Source organism: Pseudomonas sp. EMN2, assembly GCF_009650555.1.
Lineage (GTDB): Bacteria > Pseudomonadota > Gammaproteobacteria > Pseudomonadales > Pseudomonadaceae > Aquipseudomonas > Aquipseudomonas sichuanensis.
Genome location: NZ_VZZR01000074.1, coordinates 48,207 through 68,756, shown reverse-complemented (window position 1 = coordinate 68,756; position 20,550 = coordinate 48,207). Strand labels below are relative to the sequence as shown.

Below are 20,550 nucleotides of genomic sequence, written 5' to 3'. Positions count from 1 at the left end.
AGGGTGCGAGCGCGCGCGATCATACACGTGAAAAAGTCGATCGGCGACGGCTGCCTCATCGCGGGGCAAGCCCGCTCCCACGCCAGATATCGAAGGCGTGGGAGCGGGCTTGCCCCGCGATGGGAGAGTCCCCCAAGCACTTGTCACCGGTTTCCCCTGCGCCGGTGACGGCCCATAATGGCGGCCATTATAGGGCTTCGTGCCCTGGTGCAACGTCGATTTCGAGGAGATTTTTCATGGCCGTCGCCCTCAATACCCTGGTCGAGGAAGCCGAGCGCTACCTGGCCAGTGCAAAAATCCAGGATTACTGCCCCAACGGCCTGCAGGTCGAAGGCCGCCCGCAGGTCAGCCGTATCGTTACCGGGGTCACCGCCAGTCAGGCACTGCTCGATGCCGCCGTCGAGGCCGAGGCCGACCTGGTGCTGGTTCACCACGGTTATTTCTGGAAGGGTGAGAATCCTTGCATCACCGGCATGAAGCAGCGCCGCCTGAAGACCCTGCTCAAGCACGACATCAGCCTGTTGGCCTACCACCTGCCGCTGGACTTGCACCCGGAAGTGGGCAACAACGTGCAGTTGGCGCGCCAGCTCGACATCACCGTCGAAGGCCCGCTGGACCCGAACAACCCCAAGGTAGTGGGCCTGGTCGGTTCGTTGGCCGAGCCGCTGTCGGCGCGTGATTTCGCCCGCCGGGTGCAGGAAGTCATGGGCCGTGAACCGCTGGTGATCGAGGGCGAGCAGATGATCCGCCGGGTGGGGTGGTGTACTGGGGGCGGGCAAGGCTATATCGACACCGCGATTGCAGCAGGTGTCGACCTGTTCATCAGCGGCGAGGCGTCGGAGCAGACTTTCCACAGTGCCCGCGAGAACGGCATCAGCTTCATTGCCGCCGGGCACCATGCCACCGAGCGTTATGGCGTGCAGGCGTTGGGGGATTACCTGGCGCGGAGGTTTGCCCTGGAGCACCTGTTCATCGATTGCCCGAACCCGATCTGATGGCCCTTTCGCGGGGCAAGCCCGCTCCCACGCCAGCACCAGACGGCGTGGGAGCGGGCTTGCCCCGCGATGCTTTTTGGCCCAAACCCCCAGTCATATCGTTAGATTGTTTCGATCTAGGCGGCCTCCTAAATAGAATCAGGCGCTGTGATAAAGTGGCTCGCTCGAACACGGCCCGCAGGCCGTCCATAAGATCGTTTTTCGTGAGTAGCCATGGTCGACAATCTGACGCACTTGAAACAGCTGGAGGCGGAGAGCATCCATATCATCCGCGAGGTGGCCGCCGAGTTCGACAACCCGGTGATGCTGTACTCGATCGGCAAGGATTCCGCGGTCATGCTGCACCTGGCGCGCAAGGCCTTCTTCCCGGGCAAGCTGCCGTTCCCGGTGATGCACGTCGACACCCAGTGGAAGTTCCAGGAGATGTACAGCTTCCGCGACAAGATGGTCGAGGAGATGGGCCTGGAGCTGATCACCCACGTCAACCCCGAGGGTGTGGCGCAGGGCATCAACCCGTTCACCCATGGCAGCTCCAAGCACACCGACATCATGAAGACCCAGGGCCTGAAACAGGCGTTGGACAAGCATGGTTTCGACGCCGCCTTCGGTGGCGCGCGCCGCGACGAAGAGAAGTCCCGCGCGAAAGAGCGCGTGTACTCGTTCCGCGACAGCAAGCACCGCTGGGACCCGAAGAACCAGCGCCCGGAGCTGTGGAACATCTACAACGGCAAGGTCAACAAGGGCGAGTCGATCCGTGTGTTCCCGCTGTCCAACTGGACCGAGCTGGACATCTGGCAGTACATCTACCTCGAAGGCATCCCGATCGTGCCGCTGTACTTCGCTGCCGAGCGTGAAGTGATCGAGAAGAACGGCACCCTGATCATGATCGACGACGAACGCATCCTCGAGCACCTTTCCGAGGAAGAGAAGGCGCGCATCGTCAAGAAGAAAGTGCGTTTCCGTACCCTGGGCTGCTACCCGTTGACGGGCGCGGTCGAGTCCGAAGCCGAAACGCTGACCGACATCATCCAGGAAATGCTTCTGACGCGGACTTCCGAGCGTCAGGGCCGGGTCATCGACCACGATGGCGCAGGCTCCATGGAAGACAAGAAACGTCAGGGCTACTTCTAATTTTCAGGGTTACTCCATGTCGCACCAATCCGATTTGATCAGCGAAGACATCCTCGCTTATCTGGCTCAGCACGAGCGCAAAGAACTGCTGCGTTTCCTCACCTGCGGCAACGTGGACGACGGCAAGAGCACCCTGATCGGGCGCCTGCTGCACGACTCCAAGATGATCTACGAAGACCACCTCGAGGCCATCACCCGCGACTCGAAGAAATCCGGCACCACTGGCGAGGAAGTCGACCTGGCGCTGCTGGTGGACGGCCTGCAGGCCGAGCGCGAGCAGGGCATCACCATCGATGTCGCCTACCGCTACTTCTCCACCGCCAAGCGCAAGTTCATCATCGCCGACACCCCGGGCCACGAGCAGTACACCCGCAACATGGCCACCGGCGCCTCGACCTGCGACCTGGCGATCATCCTGGTCGATGCCCGCTACGGCGTGCAAACCCAGACCCGCCGGCACAGCTACATCGCTTCGTTGCTGGGCATCAAGCACATCGTCGTCGCGGTCAACAAGATGGACCTCAAGGGCTTCGACGAGCAGGTCTTCGAGTCGATCAAGGCCGACTACCTGAAGTTCGCCGAGAGCATCAACCTCAAGCCATCGAGCCTGCACTTCGTGCCGATGTCGGCGCTCAAGGGCGACAACGTGGTCAACCGCAGCGAGCAGTCGCCGTGGTACACCGGCCCGGTGCTGATGGAGATCCTCGAGTCCGTCGAGATCGCCGCCGACCGCAATGTCACCGACCTGCGCTTCCCGGTGCAGTACGTCAACCGCCCGAACCTGAACTTCCGCGGCTTTGCCGGCACCATCGCCGGTGGCGTGGTGCACAAGGGCGACGAGATCGTCGTGCTGCCGTCGGGCAAGAGCAGCCGGGTCAAGTCCATCGTCACCTTCGAAGGTGAGCTGGAGAACGCCGGCCCTGGCCAGGCAGTGACCCTGACCATGGAAGACGAGATCGACATCTCCCGTGGCGACCTGCTGGTGCATGCCGACAACGTGCCGCAGGTGACCGACCAGTTCGACGCCATGCTGGTGTGGATGGCCGAGGAGCCGATGCTCCCGGGCAAGAAATACGACATCAAGCGCGCCACCAGCTACGTGCCGGGCTCGATTGCCAGCATCACCCACAAGGTCGATGTGAACACCCTCGAGCAGGGCGCCGCCAGCGCGCTGCAACTGAACGAGATCGGTCGCGTCAAGGTCGCCCTGGACAGCGCCATCGCTCTGGACGGTTACGACAGCAACCGCACCACCGGTGCGTTCATCGTCATCGACCGCCTGACCAACGGCACCGTCGGCGCCGGCATGATCATCGCGCCGCCGGTACTGCCCCACGGCAGCGCCGGCCAGCATGGCAAGCTGGCCCACGTGGCTACCGAAGAGCGCGCCCTGCGCTTTGGCCAGCAACCGGCCACCGTGCTGTTCAGCGGCCTCTCCGGCGCTGGCAAGAGCACCCTGGCCTATGCGGTCGAGCGCAAGCTGTTCGACATGGGCCGTGCGGTCTACGTGCTCGATGGCCAGAACCTGCGCCACGACCTGAACAAGGGCCTGCCGCAGGACCGCGCCGGCCGCACCGAGAACTGGCGCCGCGCCGCCCATGTGGCGCGCCAGTTCAACGAAGCCGGCCTGCTGACCCTGGCTGCTTTCGTTGCCCCGGACGCCGAAGGCCGCGAACAGGCCAAGGCGCTGATCGGCAAGGAGCGCCTGGTGACCGTTTACGTCCAGGCCTCGCCGCTGGCCTGCCGCGAGCGTGACCCGCAGGGGCTGTACGCTGCCGGTGGCGACAACATTCCGGGCGAGAGCTTCCCGTACGACGTGCCGCTGGATGCGGACCTGGTGATCGACACCCAGTCGGTCAGCGTCGATGAAGGCGTGAAGCTGGTGCTGGATGTGCTGCGTCAGCGTGGGGCGATCTGATCCGTCGTCGTACATGAAAAAACCCGCTTCGGCGGGTTTTTTCTTTTGTGGGCGGTATGCCTGTGGGAGCGGGTTTTGAGTTCGGCGCGGTACTGTGGGAGCGGGCTTGCCCCGCGATCATGGACGCAGTCCATGCCATGCGAAGCGGTTGCCTGGGCTGGCTTTATCGCGGGGCAAGCCCGCTCCCACGCTTTAGCTAAATATGCTTTTCCGAAACGGGGATGACTCTGCGTTCCTTCACCGCCTTGTAGGAAAAACTCGAATAGATCTCCTTCACCCCCGGCAATCGCTGCAGCACCTCCCGGGTGAATTCCCCGAACGACTCCAGATCGCGCGCCAGGATCTCCAGCAAAAAGTCATAGCGCCCTGAGATGTTGTGGCAGGCGACGATCTCGGGGATCTCCATCAGCCGCCGCTCGAACGCCAGGGCCATCTCCTTGGTGTGCGAGTCCATCATGATGCTGACGAAGGCGGTGACGCCGAAGCCCAGCGCCTTGGGCGAGAGAGTGGCCTGGTAGCCGGTGATGTAGCCGTTGTCCTCCAGCAACTTGACCCGTCGCCAGCACGGCGAGGTGGTCAGGGCGACCTGGTCGGCAAGTTCGGAGACGGTCAGGCGCGCGTTGTCCTGCAGGGCGGCGAGCAGGGCGCGGTCGGTGCGGTCGAGGGTCGAAGGCATGATTTGCCCTCCTGGTTAACCATTTATTGTTTTTATTCCAATACTGGCCCGATTGCGTGGGCAACTTTGGAAAAATTGCAGCAGCTCGGTGGCATAAGCTTATAACAAACCACACGAGGCTGTTGCCATGCGCGACTCCAAAAACAACACCGGTTTTTCCACGCGGGCCATCCATTACGGCTATGACCCGCTGTCCCATGGCGGCGCCCTGGTGCCGCCGGTCTATCAGACCGCCACTTTCGCTTTTCCGACCGTCGAATACGGCGCTGCCTGCTTTGCCGGCGAGGAGGGTGGGCACTTCTACAGCCGCATCTCCAACCCGACCCTGGCCTTGCTGGAGCAGCGCATGGCGTCGCTCGAAGGCGGCGAGGCCGGGCTGGCACTGGCTTCGGGCATGGGCGCCATCACCTCCACCTTGTGGACCCTGCTACGCCCGGGGGATGAGCTGATCGTCGGCCGCACCCTGTATGGCTGCACCTTTGCCTACCTGCACCACGGCATCGGTGAGTTCGGTGTGAAGATCCAGCATGTCGACCTCAACGACCCGCAGGCGCTCAAAGCCGCGATCACCGCGAAAACCCGGATGATCTACTTCGAAACCCCGGCCAACCCCAACATGCAGCTGGTGGATATCGCCGCTGTGGCCGAGGCGGTGCGTGGCCACGACATCAGCATCGTGGTCGACAATACTTACTGCACGCCTTATCTGCAGCGCCCTCTGGAGCTGGGCGCCGACCTGGTGGTGCACTCGGCGACCAAATACCTGTCCGGCCACGGCGACATCACCGCCGGCCTGGTGGTCGGGCGCAAGGCGTTGGTCGACCGCATTCGCCTGCAAGGGCTCAAGGACATGACCGGCGCGGTGCTGTCGCCCCACGACGCCTCGCTGCTGATGCGTGGCATGAAGACCCTGGCCCTGCGCCTGGACCGCCATTGCGCCAACGCGCAGCGGTTGGCCGAGCACCTTGCCCGTCAGCCACAGGTCGAGCTGATCCATTATCCAGGCCTGCCGTCGTTCCCTCAGTACGCCTTGGCGCAACGGCAGATGCGCCTGCCGGGCGGGATGATCGCCTTCGAGCTCAAGGGCGGCATCGAGGCCGGGCGCCGGTTCATGAATGCCTTGCAGCTGTTCAGCCGGGCGGTGAGCCTGGGTGATGCCGAATCGCTGGCCCAGCACCCGGCGAGCATGACCCACTCCAGCTACACGCCCGAGGAGCGGGCGCATCATGGTATTTCCGAGGGGCTGGTGCGGTTGTCGGTGGGGCTCGAAGACATCGACGACTTGCTGGCCGATATCGACCAGGCCCTGAAGGCCTGTGCCTGAACTGCCACGGAAGAGGCTTGCGCGATGGTAGCGATGATGAACCCGAACGCGCCGTTTACGGCCCACGATGCCGCGTTGGACAGCGACCCGGCGGAAACCGCCGAATGGTGCCAGGCCCTGGAATCCAGCCTGGCCCATTGCGGCCCGGCGCGGGCGCGCTACCTGCTGCAGCGCCTGCAGGCCCACGCCTTGGAGCTGGGCCTTGAGCGCGAGGCCCAGGCGTTTTCCGCCTACCGCAATACCTTGCCAGTGGAGCAGCAGGGGGCCTACCCCGGCGACCTGGAGCTGGACGAGCGGATCACCGGGATCCTGCGCTGGAACGCCCTGGCCATGGTGGTGCGGGCCAACCATGCCTATGGCGAGCTGGGCGGGCATATCGCCAGCTACGCCTCGGCGGCGGAGATCTTCGAGGTCGGTTTCCAGCACTTCTTCCGCGGCGAAAGCGGCGGCGAGGGGCGCACGGGCGACCTGGTGTTCTTCCAGCCGCACTCGGCGCCGGGCATTTACGCCCGGGCGTTTCTCGAAGGGCGTTTGAGCGAACAGCAACTGGCCAACTACCGCCAGGAGGTCGCGGGCAATGGCCTGTGCTCTTATCCACACCCCTGGCTGATGCCCGATTTCTGGCAATTCCCCACCGGCTCCATGGGCATCGGCCCGCTCAGTGCGATCTACCAGGCGCGCTTCATGCGCTACCTGCAGCATCGTGGCCTGCTGGATACCTCGGCGCGGCATGTGTGGGGCGTATTCGGCGACGGCGAGATGGACGAGCCGGAGTCTGTCGCCGGTCTGACCCTGGCCGCCCGTGAAGGGCTGGACAACCTGACCTTCATCGTCAACTGCAACCTGCAGCGCCTGGATGGCCCGGTGCGTGGCAACGGCCAGATCGTCCAGGAGCTGGAAGCGTTGTTCAGCGGTGCCGGCTGGAATGTGATCAAGGTGCTGTGGGGCTCGGAGTGGGACGCGCTGTTCGCCCGCGACCACGAGCACGCGTTGCTGCGCCAGCTGGCGGCGACACCCGATGGCCAGTTCCAGAACCTGGGCGCCAAGGATGGCAGCTATAACCTCGAGCATTTCTTCAACCAGGACCCGGCCTTACAGCGCCTGGTGGCGCACATGAGCAGTGAGGAGATCAATGCCCTCAAGCGCGGTGGCCATGACTTTCGCAAGCTGCACGCGGCCTATGCCGCGGCCAAGGCGTGCAAGGGGCGGCCAACGGTGATCCTGGCCAAGACCAAGAAAGGCTACGGCATGAGCAGCGCCGGTGAGTCACGGATGACCGCGCACCAGGCCAAGAAGCTGGATGTGCAGGCGCTGTTGGCATTTCGCGATCGTTTCCATCTGCCGCTGTCGGACGAGGCGGTGGAGCAACTGCGCTTCTATCGTCCGGCCGAGGACAGCCCGGAGATGGTCTACCTGCGCCAGCGCCGGGAGGCCCTTGGCGGCCCCCTGCCGGTGCGCCGCAGCGACTGTGCCAGGCTGCCACTGCCGGCGCTCGATGCGTTCGCGGGTTTCGCCCTGCAGGCCGACGGCAAGGAAATGTCCACCACCATGGCCGCCGTGCGCCTGCTCGGCCACTGGCTCAAGGCACCGGGGCTGGGGCCGCGTGTGGTGCCGATCGTCGCCGATGAGGCGCGAACCTTCGGCATGGCCAGCCTGTTCCGCCAGATCGGTATCTACTCACCGGCGGGGCAGCGCTACGAGCCTGAGGATGCCGGCTCGCTGTTGACGTACAAGGAGGCGCGCGACGGCCAGTTGCTGGAAGAGGGCATCACCGAGGCCGGGGCGATCTCGTCCTGGGTCGCGGCCGCCACTTCCTATGCGGTGCACGGCGAGCCGATGCTGCCGGTGTACATCTATTACTCGATGTTCGGCTTCCAGCGTGTCGGCGACCTGATCTGGGCCGCCGCCGACCAGCGCGCCCGTGGCCTGTTGCTGGGCGCCACTGCCGGGCGCACCACGCTCGGCGGGGAGGGGTTGCAGCACCAGGATGGTTCGAGCCTGGTCATGGCTGCGATGGTGCCCAACTGCCGGGCCTGGGATCCGTGCTTCGCCGGGGAGCTGGCGGTGATCCTCGACCATGCCGCACGGCGCATGCTGGTGGAGCACTGCGACGAGTTCCACTACGTGGCGGTCATGAACGAAAACTATCCACAGCCGTCGCTGCCGCCGGGCATGCACGGCGATGTGTTGCGTGGCATGTACCTGCACGCACGCCAGCAAGCATTGACGCCGCGTGCTCAGGTACGGCTGCTGGGTTCGGGGGCGATCCTGCGTGAGGTGATCGCTGCCAGTGAACTGTTGGCGACCGAATGGCAGGTCGACAGCGAGGTGTTCAGTGTTACCAGCTTCAGTGAGCTGGCTCGGGATGCCAGGGATCAGCGTCGGGCGGCAATAGCTGGAGATGCAGAGGACAGCCATGTTCGGCGCTGCCTGGCGGATGACGCGCCTGTGGTCGCTGCCAGTGATTACGTGCGCGCCTGGCCGCAACTGATCGCCGAGTATGTCGATGCGCCTTACATCACCCTGGGCACCGATGGCTTCGGCCGCAGCGATAACCGTCAGCACCTGCGGCGGTTCTTCGAGGTGGATCGGTTTGCGGTGGTGATGGCGGCGTTGTATGGGCTGGTGCGGCAAGGAAGGTTGCCGCGGGAAGTATTGGGGCAGGCCAGGGCGCGGTACGCGATCGTAGATGATGAGGCGGCCTGGTACCGCTGAGGTTAGCCGGTGCCGTCCAGATTGCGGGGCAAGCCCGCTCCCACGCCATACCCTGTCTGCGTGGGAGCGGGCTTGCCCCGCGATGGTGACTGCGACGCCCACAAAAAAGGCCTCTTTCGAGGCCTTCTTCATTTCATCCGATCAACGCTTCAAGCCGTAGCTCTCATCCAGCATGCCCGGCGAATTAGGTGCCTTGGGCGCATAGTCACGCGGCACTTCGGCGGTGTCTTTCGGTGGCGTGAGGCGGTCACGTGGTGCTTGCGCCGCTTCCGAGTGCAGGGCAGCCAGCAGGCGCTGGCGGGTCAGCTCGTCCAGGGCCAGGCGGTTGGCGCCGTCGGCCAGGTGGTCCTGCACGTCCTGGTAGCTTTGCGTGAGCTTCTGCACCAGCGAGGCGGTGCTGTTGAAGTGGGTGACCACTTCGTTCTGATAGGTGTCGAAACGCTGTTGGATGTCATCCAGCTGGCGTTGGGTATTGCTGGGCGCCGCATTGGGCAGCAGGCGGGCCAGCGCGAAACCTGCAACGACACCGATGACCAGGGCCAGGGTCGGCAGCAACCAAACAAGGAGCGAGTGTTCCACGAGTCCTTCCTCTATAAACGGCTTTGCTTTACGTTAACGGCTCAGACCTGCGCTGTATACCGCGAGCAATCGCAAATCAGAACAGAATTCCTTTGCTAGACGAGTCGACCCTCCCCGAGGTCACGGAGTAGTGCCTTGCTTATCCGCGAAACACCCTTGTTCATCGATGGCCCGTGCGGCCAGTTGGAAGCCTTGTACCTGGACGTGGCCGATGCCCGTGGCGCGGTGCTGATCTGCCACCCCAACCCGGTCCAGGGCGGCACCATGCTCAACAAGGTGGTCTCGACCCTGCAACGTACCGCCCGGGACGCCGGCTACGTCACCCTGCGTTTCAACTACCGCGGCGTCGGCCAGAGCGCCGGCAGCCATGACATGGGCGCTGGTGAAGTGGCCGACGCCCAGGCTGCCGCGGCCTGGCTACGCGAGCAGCACCCGCAACTGCCGTTGGTGCTGATGGGCTTCTCCTTCGGTGGCTTCGTCGCCGCCAGCCTGGCCGGGCGCCTGGAAGCCGACGGCATCGCGCTGCAGCAGCTGTTCATGATCGCCCCGGCGGTGATGCGCCTGAGCGAGCAGTTCCCGATGCCTGAGCGGGTCACCTTGACTGTGGTGCAGCCGGACACCGACGAAGTGGTCGAGCCGCAGCTGGTCTACGATTGGTCCGCCGCCCTGTCGCGTCCCCATGAGCTGCTGAAAGTGGCAGAATGCGGACACTTCTTCCATGGCAAGCTGACCGATCTGAAGGATCTGCTGCTGCCGCGCCTTTCGAACTGAGCAAGCCTGAACAAGCGAACACCCATGACTACGCGCATCCTCACCGGTATCACCACCACCGGCACCCCGCACCTGGGCAACTACGCCGGCGCCATCCGCCCGGCGATCCTCGCCTCCCAGCAGCCCGGTGCCGACTCGTTCTATTTCCTGGCTGACTACCACGCCCTGATCAAGTGCGACGACCCGCTGCGCATCCAGCGTTCGCGCCTTGAGATCGCGGCCACCTGGCTGGCCGGCGGCCTGGACCCGGACAAGGTGACCTTCTACCGTCAGTCCGACATCCCCGAGATCCCCGAGCTGACCTGGCTTTTGACCTGCGTTGCCGCCAAGGGCCTGCTCAACCGCGCCCACGCCTACAAGGCGTCGGTGGACAAGAACGTCGAAAACGGTGAAGACCCGGACGCCGGCGTGACCATGGGCCTGTTCAGCTACCCGGTGCTGATGGCTGCCGACATCCTGATGTTCAACGCGCACAAAGTGCCGGTTGGCCGCGACCAGATCCAGCACGTGGAGATGGCCCGCGACATCGGCCAGCGTTTCAACCACCTGTTCGGCCAGGGCAAGGACTTCTTCGCCTTGCCGGAGGCGGTGATCGAGGAAAGCGTGGCCACCTTGCCGGGCCTGGACGGGCGCAAGATGTCCAAGAGCTACGACAACACCATCCCGCTGTTCACCAGCGCCAAGGACATGAAGGACGCGATCTCGCGCATCGTCACCGACTCGCGCGCCCCGGGTGAAGCCAAGGACCCGGACAATTCGCACCTGTTCACCCTGTTCCAGGCCTTCTCGACGCCGGCGCAATGCGCCGAATTCCGTGAAGAGCTGCTGCAGGGTCTGGGCTGGGGCGAGGCCAAGCAGCGCCTGTTCCAGCTGCTTGACGGCCAGCTGGCCGAGAAGCGCGATCACTATCACCAGTTGATCTCGCGCCCGTCGGACCTGGAAGACATCCTGCTGGCCGGTGCCGCCAAGGCGCGCAAGAGCGCCACGCCGTTCCTCGAGCAGCTGCGCGAGGCGGTGGGCCTGCGTTCGTTTCGCACCAGCGTGCAGGCCAACACCGAAGTGAAGAAAAAGGCCGCCAAGAGCGCGCGCTTCGTCAGCTTCCGCGACGAAGACGGCAGCTTCCGCTTCCGCCTGCTGGCCGCCGACGGCGAGCAACTGCTGCTGTCGCGCCGCTTTGCCGATGGCAAGAGCGCAGGTGCGGTGAGCAAGCAGCTGCAGCAAGGTGGCGAGGCCGATGTGCGGGTTGAAGGCCTGGGCTTTGCGCTGTGGCTGGAGGGTGAGCAGGTGGCCGAGGGGCCGCAGTTCGACAGCGCCGAGGCCCGCGACGCGGCGGTCCAGAGCCTGCGCGAAGCGCTGCAACCTGCCCAGGAGTAAGGGGTTTCGTGGGAGCGGCGGTGCGCCGATGCGACTTGCCCCGCGATCTGCGTTGGAGCATGCAACCAAGCGTTGTTTGCCGACGCCATCGCGGGGCAAGCCCGCTCCCACGAGGTTGAGTCCTGCGCGCATTGGTCGCATGTATCATTGCCATTAAGCGGGCCGGTCGCTACAGTGACGGCCCGTTTTTTGTTGCCTCGCTAACGAATTATGACTCCCTTAGAACGCTATCAAGCCGATCTGAAACGCCCCGACTTCTTCCATGACGCGGCGCAGGAAACTGCGGTGCGTCACCTGCAGCGTCTGTACGACGACCTGGTACAGGCGCAGAACAACAAGCCGGGCATGTTCGGCAAGCTGTTCGGCAAGAAGGAGCAGACTCCGGTCAAGGGCCTGTACTTCTGGGGTGGGGTAGGGCGAGGCAAGACCTACCTGGTCGACACCTTCTACGAGGCGCTGCCGTTCAAGCAGAAGATGCGCACGCACTTCCACCGCTTCATGAAGCGCGTGCACGAGGAGATGAAAACCCTCAAGGGCGAGAAGAACCCGCTGACCATTATCGCCAAGCGCTTCAGTGATGAAGCCCGGGTGATCTGCTTCGACGAATTCTTCGTCTCCGACATCACCGATGCGATGATCCTCGGCACCTTGATGGAAGAGCTGTTCAAGAACGGCGTGTCGCTGGTGGCCACCTCCAACATCGTGCCGGACGGCCTGTACAAGGACGGCCTGCAGCGTGCGCGCTTCCTGCCGGCCATCGCCATGATCAAGCAATACACCGATGTGGTGAACGTCGACAGCGGCGTGGACTATCGTCTGCGCCATCTGGAACAGGCCGAGCTGTTCCACTACCCGCTCAACGATGCCGCCCACCAGAGCCTGCGCGCAAGCTTCAAGGCACTGACGCCGGAGTGCACCCAGGCGGTCGAGAATGACGTGCTGATGATCGAGAACCGCCCGATCACCGCCCTGCGTACCTGCGACGACGTGGCCTGGTTCGACTTCCGCGCCCTGTGCGACGGCCCGCGCAGCCAGAACGACTACATCGAGCTGGGCAAGATCTTCCATGCCGTGCTGCTGAGCAACGTCGAGCAGATGGGCGTGGCGACCGACGACATCGCCCGGCGCTTCATCAACATGGTCGACGAGTTTTACGACCGTAACGTGAAGCTGATCATCTCGGCTGAGGTGGAGCTGAAAGACCTGTATACCGGCGGGCGCCTGAGCTTCGAGTTCCAGCGTACGTTGAGCCGCCTGCTTGAGATGCAGTCCCACGAGTTCCTGGCGCGGGCGCACAAGCCCTAAACAAGGCGGCAAAGCATCGCGGGGCAAGCCCGCTCCCACGACTGGAGTCAGTCCAGATCGTGGGAGCGGGCTTGCCCCGCGATGCGTTTCAGGCTTCCTGCATGAACTGCTGGCGATACTGGTTAGGCGACAGTTCGGTGTGCTGGCGGAACAAGCGCGCGAAGAAGCTCGCGTCGTCGTACCCCACCTCATAGCTGATGGTCTTGATGCTCTTGCGCGAGCTCGACAGCAAGCCCTTGGCGGTCTCGATGCGCAGGCGCTGCAGGTAGTGCAGCGGCTTGTCACCGGTGGCGCTCTGGAAGCGGCGCATGAAGTTGCGGATGCTCATGCCGTGGTTGCGGGCCACGTCCTCGAAGCGGAACTTGTCGGCGAAGTGCTCTTCGAGCCAGTGCTGGATCTGCAGGATGATCAGGTCCTGGTGCAGTTTCTGCCCCCCAAAGCCCATGCGCCCGGGCGTGTAGCTGCGCTGCACTTCGTAGAGGATGTCGCGGGCCACTGCACGGGCCACGTTGGCGCCGCAGAAACGCTCGATCAGGTAGATGTACAGGTCGCAGGCCGAGGTGGTGCCGCCGGCACAGTAGAGGTTGTCGGCGTCGGTCAGGTGCTTGTCCTGGTTCAGCCGCACCTTGGGGAAGCGCTCCTCGAAGCTGCCGAAGAAGCGCCAGTAGGTGGTCGCCTCCTTGCCGTCCAGCAGCCCGGACTCGGCCAGCCAGAACACGCCGCTGGCCTCGGCACACAGCACGGCGCCGCGGGCGTGCTGCGCACGCAGCCAGGGCAAGACCTGCGGGTAGCGTTGCAGCAGGTTGTCGAAATCGTCCCAGAAGGCCGGGAGGATGATCACATCGGCATCGTTCAGGCCGCTGTCGACCGGCAGTTGCACATTGCTGAAACTGTCCACGGGCAGGCCGTCCGGGCTCACCAGGGCGATCTCGAACATCGGCTGCAGGCCGAGGCCCAGTTGCTTGCTGTAGCGCAGGCTGGCCAGGTGGAAGAAGTCCTTGGCCTGCATCAGTGTCGAAGCGAACACTTTATCAATGGCCAGGATGCTGACGCGCCGCAGCGACGCGGGGGGTTGGGTAAACATCATTGTCATTGTTCTTATAGGGTAGAGTGGTCAATCACCGGCTGGATCGTCTTATTTTTTGGCGATTGTGTCTACCCCGCATTACCTATCGCGGGGCCTGCTCAAGGCGCCGGGTTCGGCTGCTCCTGATGGATTGCCTCGATCGCCGCCAGCAGTTCATCGCCCAGGTTCAGGCCCTGGCTATCAATGTTGCTCTGCAACTGCTCAAGGGTGGTCGCACCGATGATGTTGCTGGTCACGAAGGGCTGGCGGGTGACGAACGCCAGGGCCATCTGCGCCGGATCCAGGCCGTGGTCGCGGGCCAGCTGCACATAACGGCTGCACGCCGCCACGGTCTGCGGATTGGAGTAGCGGGCAAAGCGGCTGAACAGGGTCAATCGGGCGCTTTCCGGACGGGCGCCGTCTTCGTACTTGCCCGAGAGCATGCCGAAGGCCAGCGGCGAGTAGGCCAGCAGGCCGCACTGTTCACGGATCGCCACCTCCGCCAGGCCCACTTCGAAGCTGCGGTTGAGCAGGTTGTAGGGGTTCTGGATCGACACCGCCCGCGGCCAGCCGCGGGCCTCGGCCAGTTGCAGGAACTTCATGGTGCCCCACGGGGTTTCGTTGGACAGGCCGATATGGCGGATCTTGCCGGCGCTCACCTGCTCGTCGAGCACTTCGAGGGTTTCTTCGAGCGGGGTGAACATGTCGTTGGGCAGGTGCTGGTAGCCCAGCTTGCCGAAGAAGTTGGTGCTGCGTTCGGGCCAGTGCAGTTGGTACAGGTCGATGCGGTCGGTCTGCAGGCGCGCAAGGCTTGCATCGAGCGCGGCAACGATGTGCTGGCGGTTGTGCTTGAGCTGGCCGTCGCGGATGTGGCTGATGCCGTTGCCGGGGCCGGCGACCTTGCTGGCCAGCAGCCAGTCGTCGCGGTCGCCATGCCTGGCGAACCAGTTGCCGATGATGCGTTCGGTGGCCGCATAGGTTTCCGGGCGCGGCGGCACCGGGTACATCTCGGCGGTGTCGATGAAGTTGATGCCGGCGGCCTTGGCCAGCTTGATCTGGGCGAAGGCGTCATCCTGGGTGTTCTGCTCGCCCCAGGTCATGGTGCCCAGGCACAGGGCGCTGACGTTGAGGTCGGTACGACCGAGCTTGCGGTATTCCATCGAAGGGACGCTCCAGGCAAAGAAGCCCATAAAAGCAGGTTGAAATTTTTCGCGCAATCTGGATAATTCTGCAGCTCTTCGCGTGGCGGAAGTGATGCACCATCACGAATGAAGAACCTTTGTCGAACATTGGCGTGCCCGACCCGAGCCCCCAAAAGCGTCAGCGTTCGGCTGCGCGTTTGCCCTTGGCAAGCTGTGCACTATCCAGTAAGATTCGCCGTCTATTTTTCGCTGGGCGGCCTCTGAGGCTTTAGAGAATGAAAACTTTTACTGCTAAACCGGAAACAGTAAAGCGCGAGTGGTTCGTAGTCGACGCCGCTGGTCAGACCCTGGGTCGTCTGGCTACCGAAATCGCTAGCCGCCTGCGTGGCAAGCACAAGCCAGAATACACCCCTCACGTTGACACCGGCGACTACATCGTCGTTATCAACGCCGAGCAGGTTCGTGTGACTGGTGCCAAGTCTTCCGACAAGATGTACTACTCCCACTCCGGCTTCCCGGGCGGTATCAAGGAAATCAACTTCGAGAAGTTGATCGCCAAGGCCCCTGAGCGTGTCATCGAAACCGCGGTCAAAGGCATGCTGCCGAAGAACCCGCTGGGTCGCGACATGTACCGCAAGCTGAAAGTGTACGCGGGTGCTGCTCACCCTCACACTGCTCAGCAGCCTCAAGAACTGAAGATCTAACGGGATAGTTCATTATGTCGGCGACTCAAAACTACGGCACTGGCCGTCGCAAGACCGCAACCGCTCGCGTTTTCCTGCGTCCTGGTACCGGTAACATCTCCATCAACAACCGTTCCCTGGACGTGTTCTTCGGCCGCGAAACCGCTCGCATGGTTGTTCGCCAGCCGCTGGAACTGACCGAGACCGTTGAGAAGTTCGACATCTACGTCACCGTTTCCGGTGGTGGTGTCAGCGGTCAGGCCGGTGCAATCCGCCACGGTATCACCCGCGCCCTGATGGAATACGACGAAACCCTGCGTGGCGCTCTGCGTCGTGCTGGCTACGTCACCCGCGACGCTCGTGAAGTCGAGCGTAAGAAAGTGGGTCTGCGTAAAGCGCGTAAGCGTCCTCAGTACTCCAAGCGTTAATTTCGCTTCGGCAGTCGAAGAAGCCCGGTTCCTTTGGAACCGGGCTTTTTTTATGGCTTGAACTAACCTGTCAGCAGTCGGTGGGCACTTGTCGTATAGACACAGATCAAGCAAAGCGAGGGTTGTAGCCCGACGAGCGGGTAATCACCTTGTCAGTGTGTGGATTTGTTTCTTACCATGGCGGCCAATTTTTAGTGCCACAGACGTACCTAAGTAGATGCCTGTTCAAACAGGCCAAGCAAGCTGATGGGAGAGGACTGAATGAGCAATGACGGCGTCAACGCAGGCCGGCGCCGCTTCCTCGTAGCCGCGACATCCGTGGTCGGGGCAGCGGGGGCAGTGGGGGCTGCGGTACCGTTCGTGGGGTCATGGTTTCCCAGTGCCAAGGCGAAAGCTGCAGGGGCACCGGTGAAGGTCAATATCGCCAAGGTCGAACCAGGCCAGCAAATGGTGGCTGAATGGCGTGGTCAGCCCGTGTTCATCGTGCGCCGAACGGACGAAATCCTCGGCAACCTGAAAAAGCTCACTGCCGAGCTCTCCGATCCTGAATCCAAGGCATCGGTGCAGCCCACCTACGTCGATCCGCAGAATCGCTCGATCAAGCCCGAAATCCTCATTCTGGTCGGCTTGTGCACCCACCTGGGGTGCTCGCCTACGTTCCGTCCCGAAGTCGCCCCGGCCGACCTTGGGCCGAAGTGGGTCGGTGGCTATTTCTGCCCTTGCCACGGTTCGCACTACGACCTGGCGGGTCGTGTCTACAAAGCCCAGCCGGCGCCTCTGAACCTGCCAGTGCCACCGCACTCGTACGAGTCGGACGACCTTGTCGTCATCGGCATCGATCAGGAGAAAGCATGATGAGCAAGTTCATGGAGTGGATCGATGCGCGCTTCCCCGCCACGAAGATGTGGGAAGACCATCTGAGCAAGTATTACGCGCCCAAGAACTTCAACTTCCTGTACTTCTTCGGCTCGCTGGCGCTGCTGGTGCTGGTCAACCAGATCGTTACCGGCGTATGGCTGACCATGAGTTTCACCCCCTCGGCGGAAGAGGCCTTCGCCTCAGTCGAGTACATCATGCGTGACGTCGAGTACGGCTGGATCCTGCGCTACCTGCACTCCACCGGCGCCTCGGCGTTCTTCATCGTTGTCTACCTGCACATGTTCCGCGGCCTGCTCTACGGCTCCTACCAGAAGCCGCGCGAGCTGGTCTGGCTGTTCGGCATGCTGATCTACCTGGCGCTGATGGCTGAGGCCTTCATGGGCTACCTGCTGCCATGGGGTCAGATGTCGTACTGGGGCGCCCAGGTGATCATTTCGCTGTTTGGCGCGATTCCGGTGATCGGTGGCGACCTGACCCAGTGGATCCGTGGTGACTACCTGATCTCGGGCATCACCCTGAACCGCTTCTTCGCCTTGCATGTGGTGGCCTTGCCGATCGTGATTCTCGGCCTGGTCGTGCTGCACATTCTGGCCTTGCACGAAGTGGGTTCGAACAACCCTGATGGTGTGGACATCAAGAAGAAAAAGGATGAGAACGGTATCCCGCTGGACGGCATTCCATTCCACCCGTACTACACCGTCAAGGATATCGTCGGCGTGGTGGTGTTCCTCTTCGTTTTCTGCGCCGTGGTGTTCTTCTTCCCGGAAATGGGTGGTTACTTCCTGGAGAAACCGAACTTCGAGCAGGCAAACGCCTTCAAGACCCCTGAGCATATCGCCCCGGTGTGGTACTTCACGCCGTTCTACGCGATCTTGCGTGCGGTGCCCGACAAGCTGTTCGGGGTGATCGCCATGGGCGCTGCGATCGCTGTGCTGTTCGTGTTGCCCTGGCTTGACCGCAGCCCGGTGCGCTCCATGCGCTACAAGGGTTGGCTGAGCAAGGTCTGGCTGCTGGTGTTCTGCGTGGCCTTCGTCATCCTCGGTGTGCTGGGCGTACTGGCACCGACCCCGGGGCGTACCTTGCTGTCGCAGGTGTGTACGGTGCTGTACTTCGCCTACTTCCTGCTGATGCCGTTCTACACAAGGCTCGAGAAGACCAAACCGGTTCCGGAAAGGGTGACTGGCTGATGAAAAAGTTGATTGCAGTATGCTTGCTGGCACTGATGCCTGGCCTTTCGTTTGCCGCCGAGCACAGCCTGGAGCTGGACAAGGTCGATGTCGACCTCACTGACAAAGCCGCCCTGCAGGACGGTGCGCGGACCTTCGCCAACTATTGCATGGGCTGCCACAGCGCCAAGTTCCAGCGCTATGAGCGGGTGGCCGACGACCTGGGGATCCCGCACGAGCTGATGCTCGAGAACTTGGTGTTCACCGGTGCCAAGATCGGTGACCACATGAAGATCGGCATGCAGCCAAACGATGCCAAGACCTGGTTCGGCGCGGCGCCTCCCGACCTCACCCTGGTTGCCCGGGTGCGTGGCAATGACTGGCTGTACACCTACCTGCGCAGCTTCTACGAGGACCCTGCGCGGCCGTACCGGGTGAACAACAAGGTCTTCCCCAATGTGGGGATGCCCAACGTGCTGGTCGGCCTGCAGGGTAATCAGGTGATCGGCTGCAAGCAGGTGCAGACCGTGGTCGATGGCAAGAAGCAGTTCGACCCGCTCACCGGCAGCCCGCTGACCCATGAAGCGTGCGACCAGCTGACCGTCGAGGAGAAATCCGGTACCCTGACGCCCGAGCAGTTCGACGAGAAGGTCAAGAACCTGGTGACCTTCCTGGCCTATTCGGCCAACCCGGTCAAACTGGAAAGCCAGCGCATCGGTACCTACGTGTTGCTGTACCTGGCTTTCTTCTTCGTGTTCGCCTACTTGCTCAAGCGCGAATACTGGAAGGACGTGCACTGATCACGCAGTAGTTTCTGGTTGTTGAACGCGCCCGGGGCGCCCTGGCAGAAATGCCAGGACGCCCCGGGCGCGTTTTCATTTACAGTTTTACAAGCATCCCGTGCGAGGAGGCGCTACATGGGCGCAACCAACAGGTTAGCCTGCTATTCCGACCCCGCTGATCATTACTCTCATCGGGTACGCCTGGTGCTCGCCGAGAAAGGCATCGCCGTGCAGATCATCGACGTCGATGCCAAACGCCTGCCGCCCAAGCTGGTCGAAGTGAATCCTTATGGCAGCCTGCCGACACTGGTCGATCGTGACCTGGCGCTGTATGAGTCGACCGTGGTGATGGAGTATCTCGACGAGCGTTATCCTCATCCGCCCTTGATGCCGGTATACCCGGTGGCGCGTGGCAACAGTCGATTGCTGATGCACCGTATCCAGCGCGACTGGTGTGCCCTGGCCGATACCGTGCTCGACCCGCGCAGCAGTGAGGCGGCACGCACCCAGGCGCGCAAGGAACTGCGTGAGAGCCTGACCGGCGTAGCGCCGCTGTTTGGCGAGATGCCCTGTTTCATGAGCGAGGAGCAAAGCCTCGTCGACTGTTGTCTATTGCCCATGCTCTGGCGTTTGCCGGTGATGGGTATTGAATTGCCACGGCAGGCCAAGCCGCTGCTGGATTACATGGAGCGACAGTTCGCCCGCGAGCCTTTCCAGGCGAGCCTGTCTGCTGCCGAACGTGAAATGCGCAAGGTTTAAGAGGAACCGTTGATGAACTCCAGTCGCCCCTATCTGGTTCGTGCGCTGTACGAGTGGATCGTCGACAACGATTGCACGCCCCATATGCTGGTCAATGCCGAGTATCCGGCGGTCCAGGTGCCTCAGGGTTTTGCCAGTGACGGCCAGATCGTCCTGAATATTTCGCCCAGTGCTGTGCGCAACTTGCACATGGACAACGATGCGGTGAGCTTCGACGGGCGCTTTGGTGGTGTATCCCACACGCTCTTTGTGCCGGCCGGCGCGATCCTGGGCATCTATGCTCGTGAAAACGGTCAGGGCATGGTCTTTGAGCTGGACCCGCCGCTCGACGATGAAGACGACCTGCACGATGAGGGTGTCGAGCCGGATGACGATGGCCCGCCGGAAGGGGGGAGTCAGCCTCCACGCCCCAGCGGCCGACCCAGCCTCAAGGTGGTCAAGTAACAAAAAAAGGCGATCCTTGTGGATCGCCTTTTTTGTACCAGATCGCGGGGCAAGCCCGCTCCCACGCCGAGTACAAATTGCGTGGGAGCGGGCTTGCCCCGCGATGGCGTGGATAGGGTGTAAACCTATTTCAGGACAAGATATGGCGCTTGCGCTTACAGGTCCTTGATGCTCTGCACCTGGTCCTTGTTGACACGGTTCTGCTTGCCATCGAGTTGCTTGAACTCGTAGAAGCCGGAATCACGATCGAAGTGCGGGGTGTCGAGGGTCTGCAGTTCGCGGCCGTCGTTGAGGGTGATCACGCTCGGCGAGGAGCAGCCGGCCAGGGTGGCGAAGGTGCCAATCAGCAGGGCGGGCAGCAGGTACTTCTTCATGGGGTACTTCCTGGATCGGGGTTGAAAGGCGAGGGCGCG

20 protein-coding genes are annotated in these 20,550 nt (G+C 62.8%); 15 read left to right on the top strand and 5 right to left on the bottom strand.

Features of this window, described 5'->3' with window-relative positions; genetic code table 11:
* The first annotated feature begins 236 nt into the window (after positions 1 to 236).
* The 3 genes from F6X61_RS20755 (at position 237) to cysN (ending at position 4,044) form a co-directional block, all read left to right on the top strand.
* A complete protein-coding gene (locus tag F6X61_RS20755; protein WP_153788249.1) occupies positions 237 to 995 on the top strand; it encodes a Nif3-like dinuclear metal center hexameric protein in 759 nt (252 codons plus the stop codon).
* Positions 996 to 1,208: 213 nt separating this feature from the next.
* The gene (cysD, locus tag F6X61_RS20750; RefSeq protein WP_110991645.1) at positions 1,209 to 2,126 is read left to right on the top strand and encodes a sulfate adenylyltransferase subunit CysD; all 918 of its coding nucleotides are present in this window, start codon (positions 1,209 to 1,211) and stop codon (positions 2,124 to 2,126) included.
* A gap of 16 nt (positions 2,127 to 2,142) precedes the next feature.
* Positions 2,143 to 4,044 (top strand): sulfate adenylyltransferase subunit CysN, encoded by a 1,902-nt coding sequence (gene cysN, locus F6X61_RS20745; RefSeq protein ID WP_125462691.1) that lies wholly within the window; start codon positions 2,143 to 2,145, stop codon positions 4,042 to 4,044.
* A 196-nt stretch (positions 4,045 to 4,240) separates the two neighbouring features.
* Here the strand turns inward: cysN and F6X61_RS20740 are convergent, their stop codons facing one another.
* A complete protein-coding gene (locus tag F6X61_RS20740) occupies positions 4,241 to 4,720 on the bottom strand; it encodes an Lrp/AsnC family transcriptional regulator (RefSeq protein ID WP_153788248.1) in 480 nt (159 codons plus the stop codon).
* 127 nt (positions 4,721 to 4,847) lie between these two features.
* Between F6X61_RS20740 and F6X61_RS20735 the strand changes: the two genes are divergently transcribed.
* Together F6X61_RS20735 and mdeB are read left to right on the top strand one after the other, a co-directional pair.
* Positions 4,848 to 6,044 (top strand): methionine gamma-lyase, encoded by a 1,197-nt coding sequence (locus F6X61_RS20735; protein WP_153788246.1) that lies wholly within the window; start codon positions 4,848 to 4,850, stop codon positions 6,042 to 6,044.
* 24 nt (positions 6,045 to 6,068) lie between these two features.
* On the top strand, positions 6,069 to 8,759 hold the full coding sequence (gene mdeB, locus F6X61_RS20730) for an alpha-ketoglutarate dehydrogenase (protein WP_153788245.1): 2,691 nt from the start codon (positions 6,069 to 6,071) through the stop codon (positions 8,757 to 8,759).
* Between the two features lie 141 nt (positions 8,760 to 8,900).
* On the opposite strand, the gene F6X61_RS20725 is transcribed toward mdeB, so the two are convergent.
* Positions 8,901 to 9,338 carry a YhcB family protein gene (locus F6X61_RS20725; RefSeq protein ID WP_110991640.1) on the bottom strand — a complete coding sequence of 146 codons (438 nt, stop codon included), beginning with the start codon at positions 9,336 to 9,338 and terminating at the stop codon, positions 8,901 to 8,903.
* A gap of 135 nt (positions 9,339 to 9,473) precedes the next feature.
* Here F6X61_RS20725 and F6X61_RS20720 point away from each other — a divergent pair, with 135 nt between their 5' ends.
* The 3 genes from F6X61_RS20720 (at position 9,474) to zapE (ending at position 12,788) form a co-directional block, all read left to right on the top strand.
* Positions 9,474 to 10,109, top strand: a complete 636-nt coding sequence (locus tag F6X61_RS20720; RefSeq protein ID WP_110991639.1) for an alpha/beta hydrolase — start codon at positions 9,474 to 9,476, stop codon at positions 10,107 to 10,109.
* A 24-nt stretch (positions 10,110 to 10,133) separates the two neighbouring features.
* Positions 10,134 to 11,483: a tryptophan--tRNA ligase gene (locus tag F6X61_RS20715; protein ID WP_153788243.1), complete on the top strand. Its 1,350-nt coding sequence runs from the start codon at positions 10,134 to 10,136 to the stop codon at positions 11,481 to 11,483.
* Between the two features lie 210 nt (positions 11,484 to 11,693).
* Positions 11,694 to 12,788, top strand: coding sequence for a cell division protein ZapE (gene zapE / locus F6X61_RS20710; RefSeq protein WP_153788242.1), 1,095 nt, complete (start codon positions 11,694 to 11,696; stop codon positions 12,786 to 12,788).
* Between the two features lie 88 nt (positions 12,789 to 12,876).
* Here the strand turns inward: zapE and F6X61_RS20705 are convergent, their stop codons facing one another.
* Entirely contained in the window at positions 12,877 to 13,773 is an 897-nt protein-coding gene (locus F6X61_RS20705) for a GlxA family transcriptional regulator (protein WP_178125866.1), read from the bottom strand.
* A gap of 200 nt (positions 13,774 to 13,973) precedes the next feature.
* A complete protein-coding gene (locus F6X61_RS20700; protein ID WP_153788240.1) occupies positions 13,974 to 15,014 on the bottom strand; it encodes an NADP(H)-dependent aldo-keto reductase in 1,041 nt (346 codons plus the stop codon).
* Between the two features lie 257 nt (positions 15,015 to 15,271).
* On the opposite strand from F6X61_RS20700, the gene rplM reads away from it, so the two are divergent.
* The 7 genes from rplM to F6X61_RS20665 all read left to right on the top strand — a co-directional run bounded on the left by rplM (position 15,272) and on the right by F6X61_RS20665 (position 20,137).
* On the top strand, positions 15,272 to 15,700 hold the full coding sequence (rplM, locus tag F6X61_RS20695; protein WP_003260798.1) for a 50S ribosomal protein L13: 429 nt from the start codon (positions 15,272 to 15,274) through the stop codon (positions 15,698 to 15,700).
* Between the two features lie 14 nt (positions 15,701 to 15,714).
* Positions 15,715 to 16,107 carry a 30S ribosomal protein S9 gene (rpsI, locus tag F6X61_RS20690; protein WP_003260797.1) on the top strand — a complete coding sequence of 131 codons (393 nt, stop codon included), beginning with the start codon at positions 15,715 to 15,717 and terminating at the stop codon, positions 16,105 to 16,107.
* A gap of 261 nt (positions 16,108 to 16,368) precedes the next feature.
* Positions 16,369 to 16,962, top strand: a complete 594-nt coding sequence (gene petA / locus F6X61_RS20685; protein WP_125462712.1) for a ubiquinol-cytochrome c reductase iron-sulfur subunit — start codon at positions 16,369 to 16,371, stop codon at positions 16,960 to 16,962.
* Complete coding sequence (locus F6X61_RS20680; RefSeq protein ID WP_110991633.1) at positions 16,962 to 18,173, top strand: cytochrome bc complex cytochrome b subunit; 1,212 nt, start codon at positions 16,962 to 16,964, stop codon at positions 18,171 to 18,173. Before petA ends, F6X61_RS20680 begins: the two co-directional genes overlap by 1 nt.
* Positions 18,173 to 18,952, top strand: coding sequence for a cytochrome c1 (locus F6X61_RS20675; RefSeq protein WP_125857530.1), 780 nt, complete (start codon positions 18,173 to 18,175; stop codon positions 18,950 to 18,952). Before F6X61_RS20680 ends, F6X61_RS20675 begins: the two co-directional genes overlap by 1 nt.
* Before the next feature lie 117 nt (positions 18,953 to 19,069).
* A complete protein-coding gene (locus F6X61_RS20670) occupies positions 19,070 to 19,693 on the top strand; it encodes a glutathione S-transferase N-terminal domain-containing protein (protein ID WP_110991631.1) in 624 nt (207 codons plus the stop codon).
* A gap of 12 nt (positions 19,694 to 19,705) precedes the next feature.
* Positions 19,706 to 20,137, top strand: a complete 432-nt coding sequence (locus F6X61_RS20665) for a ClpXP protease specificity-enhancing factor (protein WP_153788238.1) — start codon at positions 19,706 to 19,708, stop codon at positions 20,135 to 20,137.
* 155 nt (positions 20,138 to 20,292) lie between these two features.
* Here the strand turns inward: F6X61_RS20665 and F6X61_RS20660 are convergent, their stop codons facing one another.
* Positions 20,293 to 20,511, bottom strand: a complete 219-nt coding sequence (locus F6X61_RS20660) for a YgdI/YgdR family lipoprotein (RefSeq protein ID WP_110991629.1) — start codon at positions 20,509 to 20,511, stop codon at positions 20,293 to 20,295.
* Positions 20,512 to 20,550: the final 39 nt, after the last annotated feature.

What these genes read in the sequence shown, in the direction of transcription:
- zapE (WP_153788242.1), top strand. Translation starts at nt 11,694, where the DNA reads ATGACTCCCTTAGAACGCTATCAAGCCGATCTGAAACGCCCCGACTTC.
- F6X61_RS20735 (WP_153788246.1), top strand. Translation starts at nt 4,848, where the DNA reads ATGCGCGACTCCAAAAACAACACCGGTTTTTCCACGCGGGCCATCCAT.
- F6X61_RS20670 (WP_110991631.1), top strand. Translation starts at nt 19,070, where the DNA reads ATGGGCGCAACCAACAGGTTAGCCTGCTATTCCGACCCCGCTGATCAT.
- petA (WP_125462712.1), top strand. Translation starts at nt 16,369, where the DNA reads ATGAGCAATGACGGCGTCAACGCAGGCCGGCGCCGCTTCCTCGTAGCC.
- cysN (WP_125462691.1), top strand. Translation starts at nt 2,143, where the DNA reads ATGTCGCACCAATCCGATTTGATCAGCGAAGACATCCTCGCTTATCTG.
- rplM (WP_003260798.1), top strand. Translation starts at nt 15,272, where the DNA reads ATGAAAACTTTTACTGCTAAACCGGAAACAGTAAAGCGCGAGTGGTTC.
- F6X61_RS20680 (WP_110991633.1), top strand. Translation starts at nt 16,962, where the DNA reads ATGAGCAAGTTCATGGAGTGGATCGATGCGCGCTTCCCCGCCACGAAG.
- F6X61_RS20700 (WP_153788240.1), bottom strand. Translation starts at nt 15,014, where the DNA reads ATGGAATACCGCAAGCTCGGTCGTACCGACCTCAACGTCAGCGCCCTG.
- F6X61_RS20715 (WP_153788243.1), top strand. Translation starts at nt 10,134, where the DNA reads ATGACTACGCGCATCCTCACCGGTATCACCACCACCGGCACCCCGCAC.
- F6X61_RS20665 (WP_153788238.1), top strand. Translation starts at nt 19,706, where the DNA reads ATGAACTCCAGTCGCCCCTATCTGGTTCGTGCGCTGTACGAGTGGATC.
- rpsI (WP_003260797.1), top strand. Translation starts at nt 15,715, where the DNA reads ATGTCGGCGACTCAAAACTACGGCACTGGCCGTCGCAAGACCGCAACC.
- F6X61_RS20755 (WP_153788249.1), top strand. Translation starts at nt 237, where the DNA reads ATGGCCGTCGCCCTCAATACCCTGGTCGAGGAAGCCGAGCGCTACCTG.
- F6X61_RS20660 (WP_110991629.1), bottom strand. Translation starts at nt 20,511, where the DNA reads ATGAAGAAGTACCTGCTGCCCGCCCTGCTGATTGGCACCTTCGCCACC.
- mdeB (WP_153788245.1), top strand. Translation starts at nt 6,069, where the DNA reads ATGGTAGCGATGATGAACCCGAACGCGCCGTTTACGGCCCACGATGCC.
- cysD (WP_110991645.1), top strand. Translation starts at nt 1,209, where the DNA reads ATGGTCGACAATCTGACGCACTTGAAACAGCTGGAGGCGGAGAGCATC.
- F6X61_RS20675 (WP_125857530.1), top strand. Translation starts at nt 18,173, where the DNA reads ATGAAAAAGTTGATTGCAGTATGCTTGCTGGCACTGATGCCTGGCCTT.
- F6X61_RS20740 (WP_153788248.1), bottom strand. Translation starts at nt 4,720, where the DNA reads ATGCCTTCGACCCTCGACCGCACCGACCGCGCCCTGCTCGCCGCCCTG.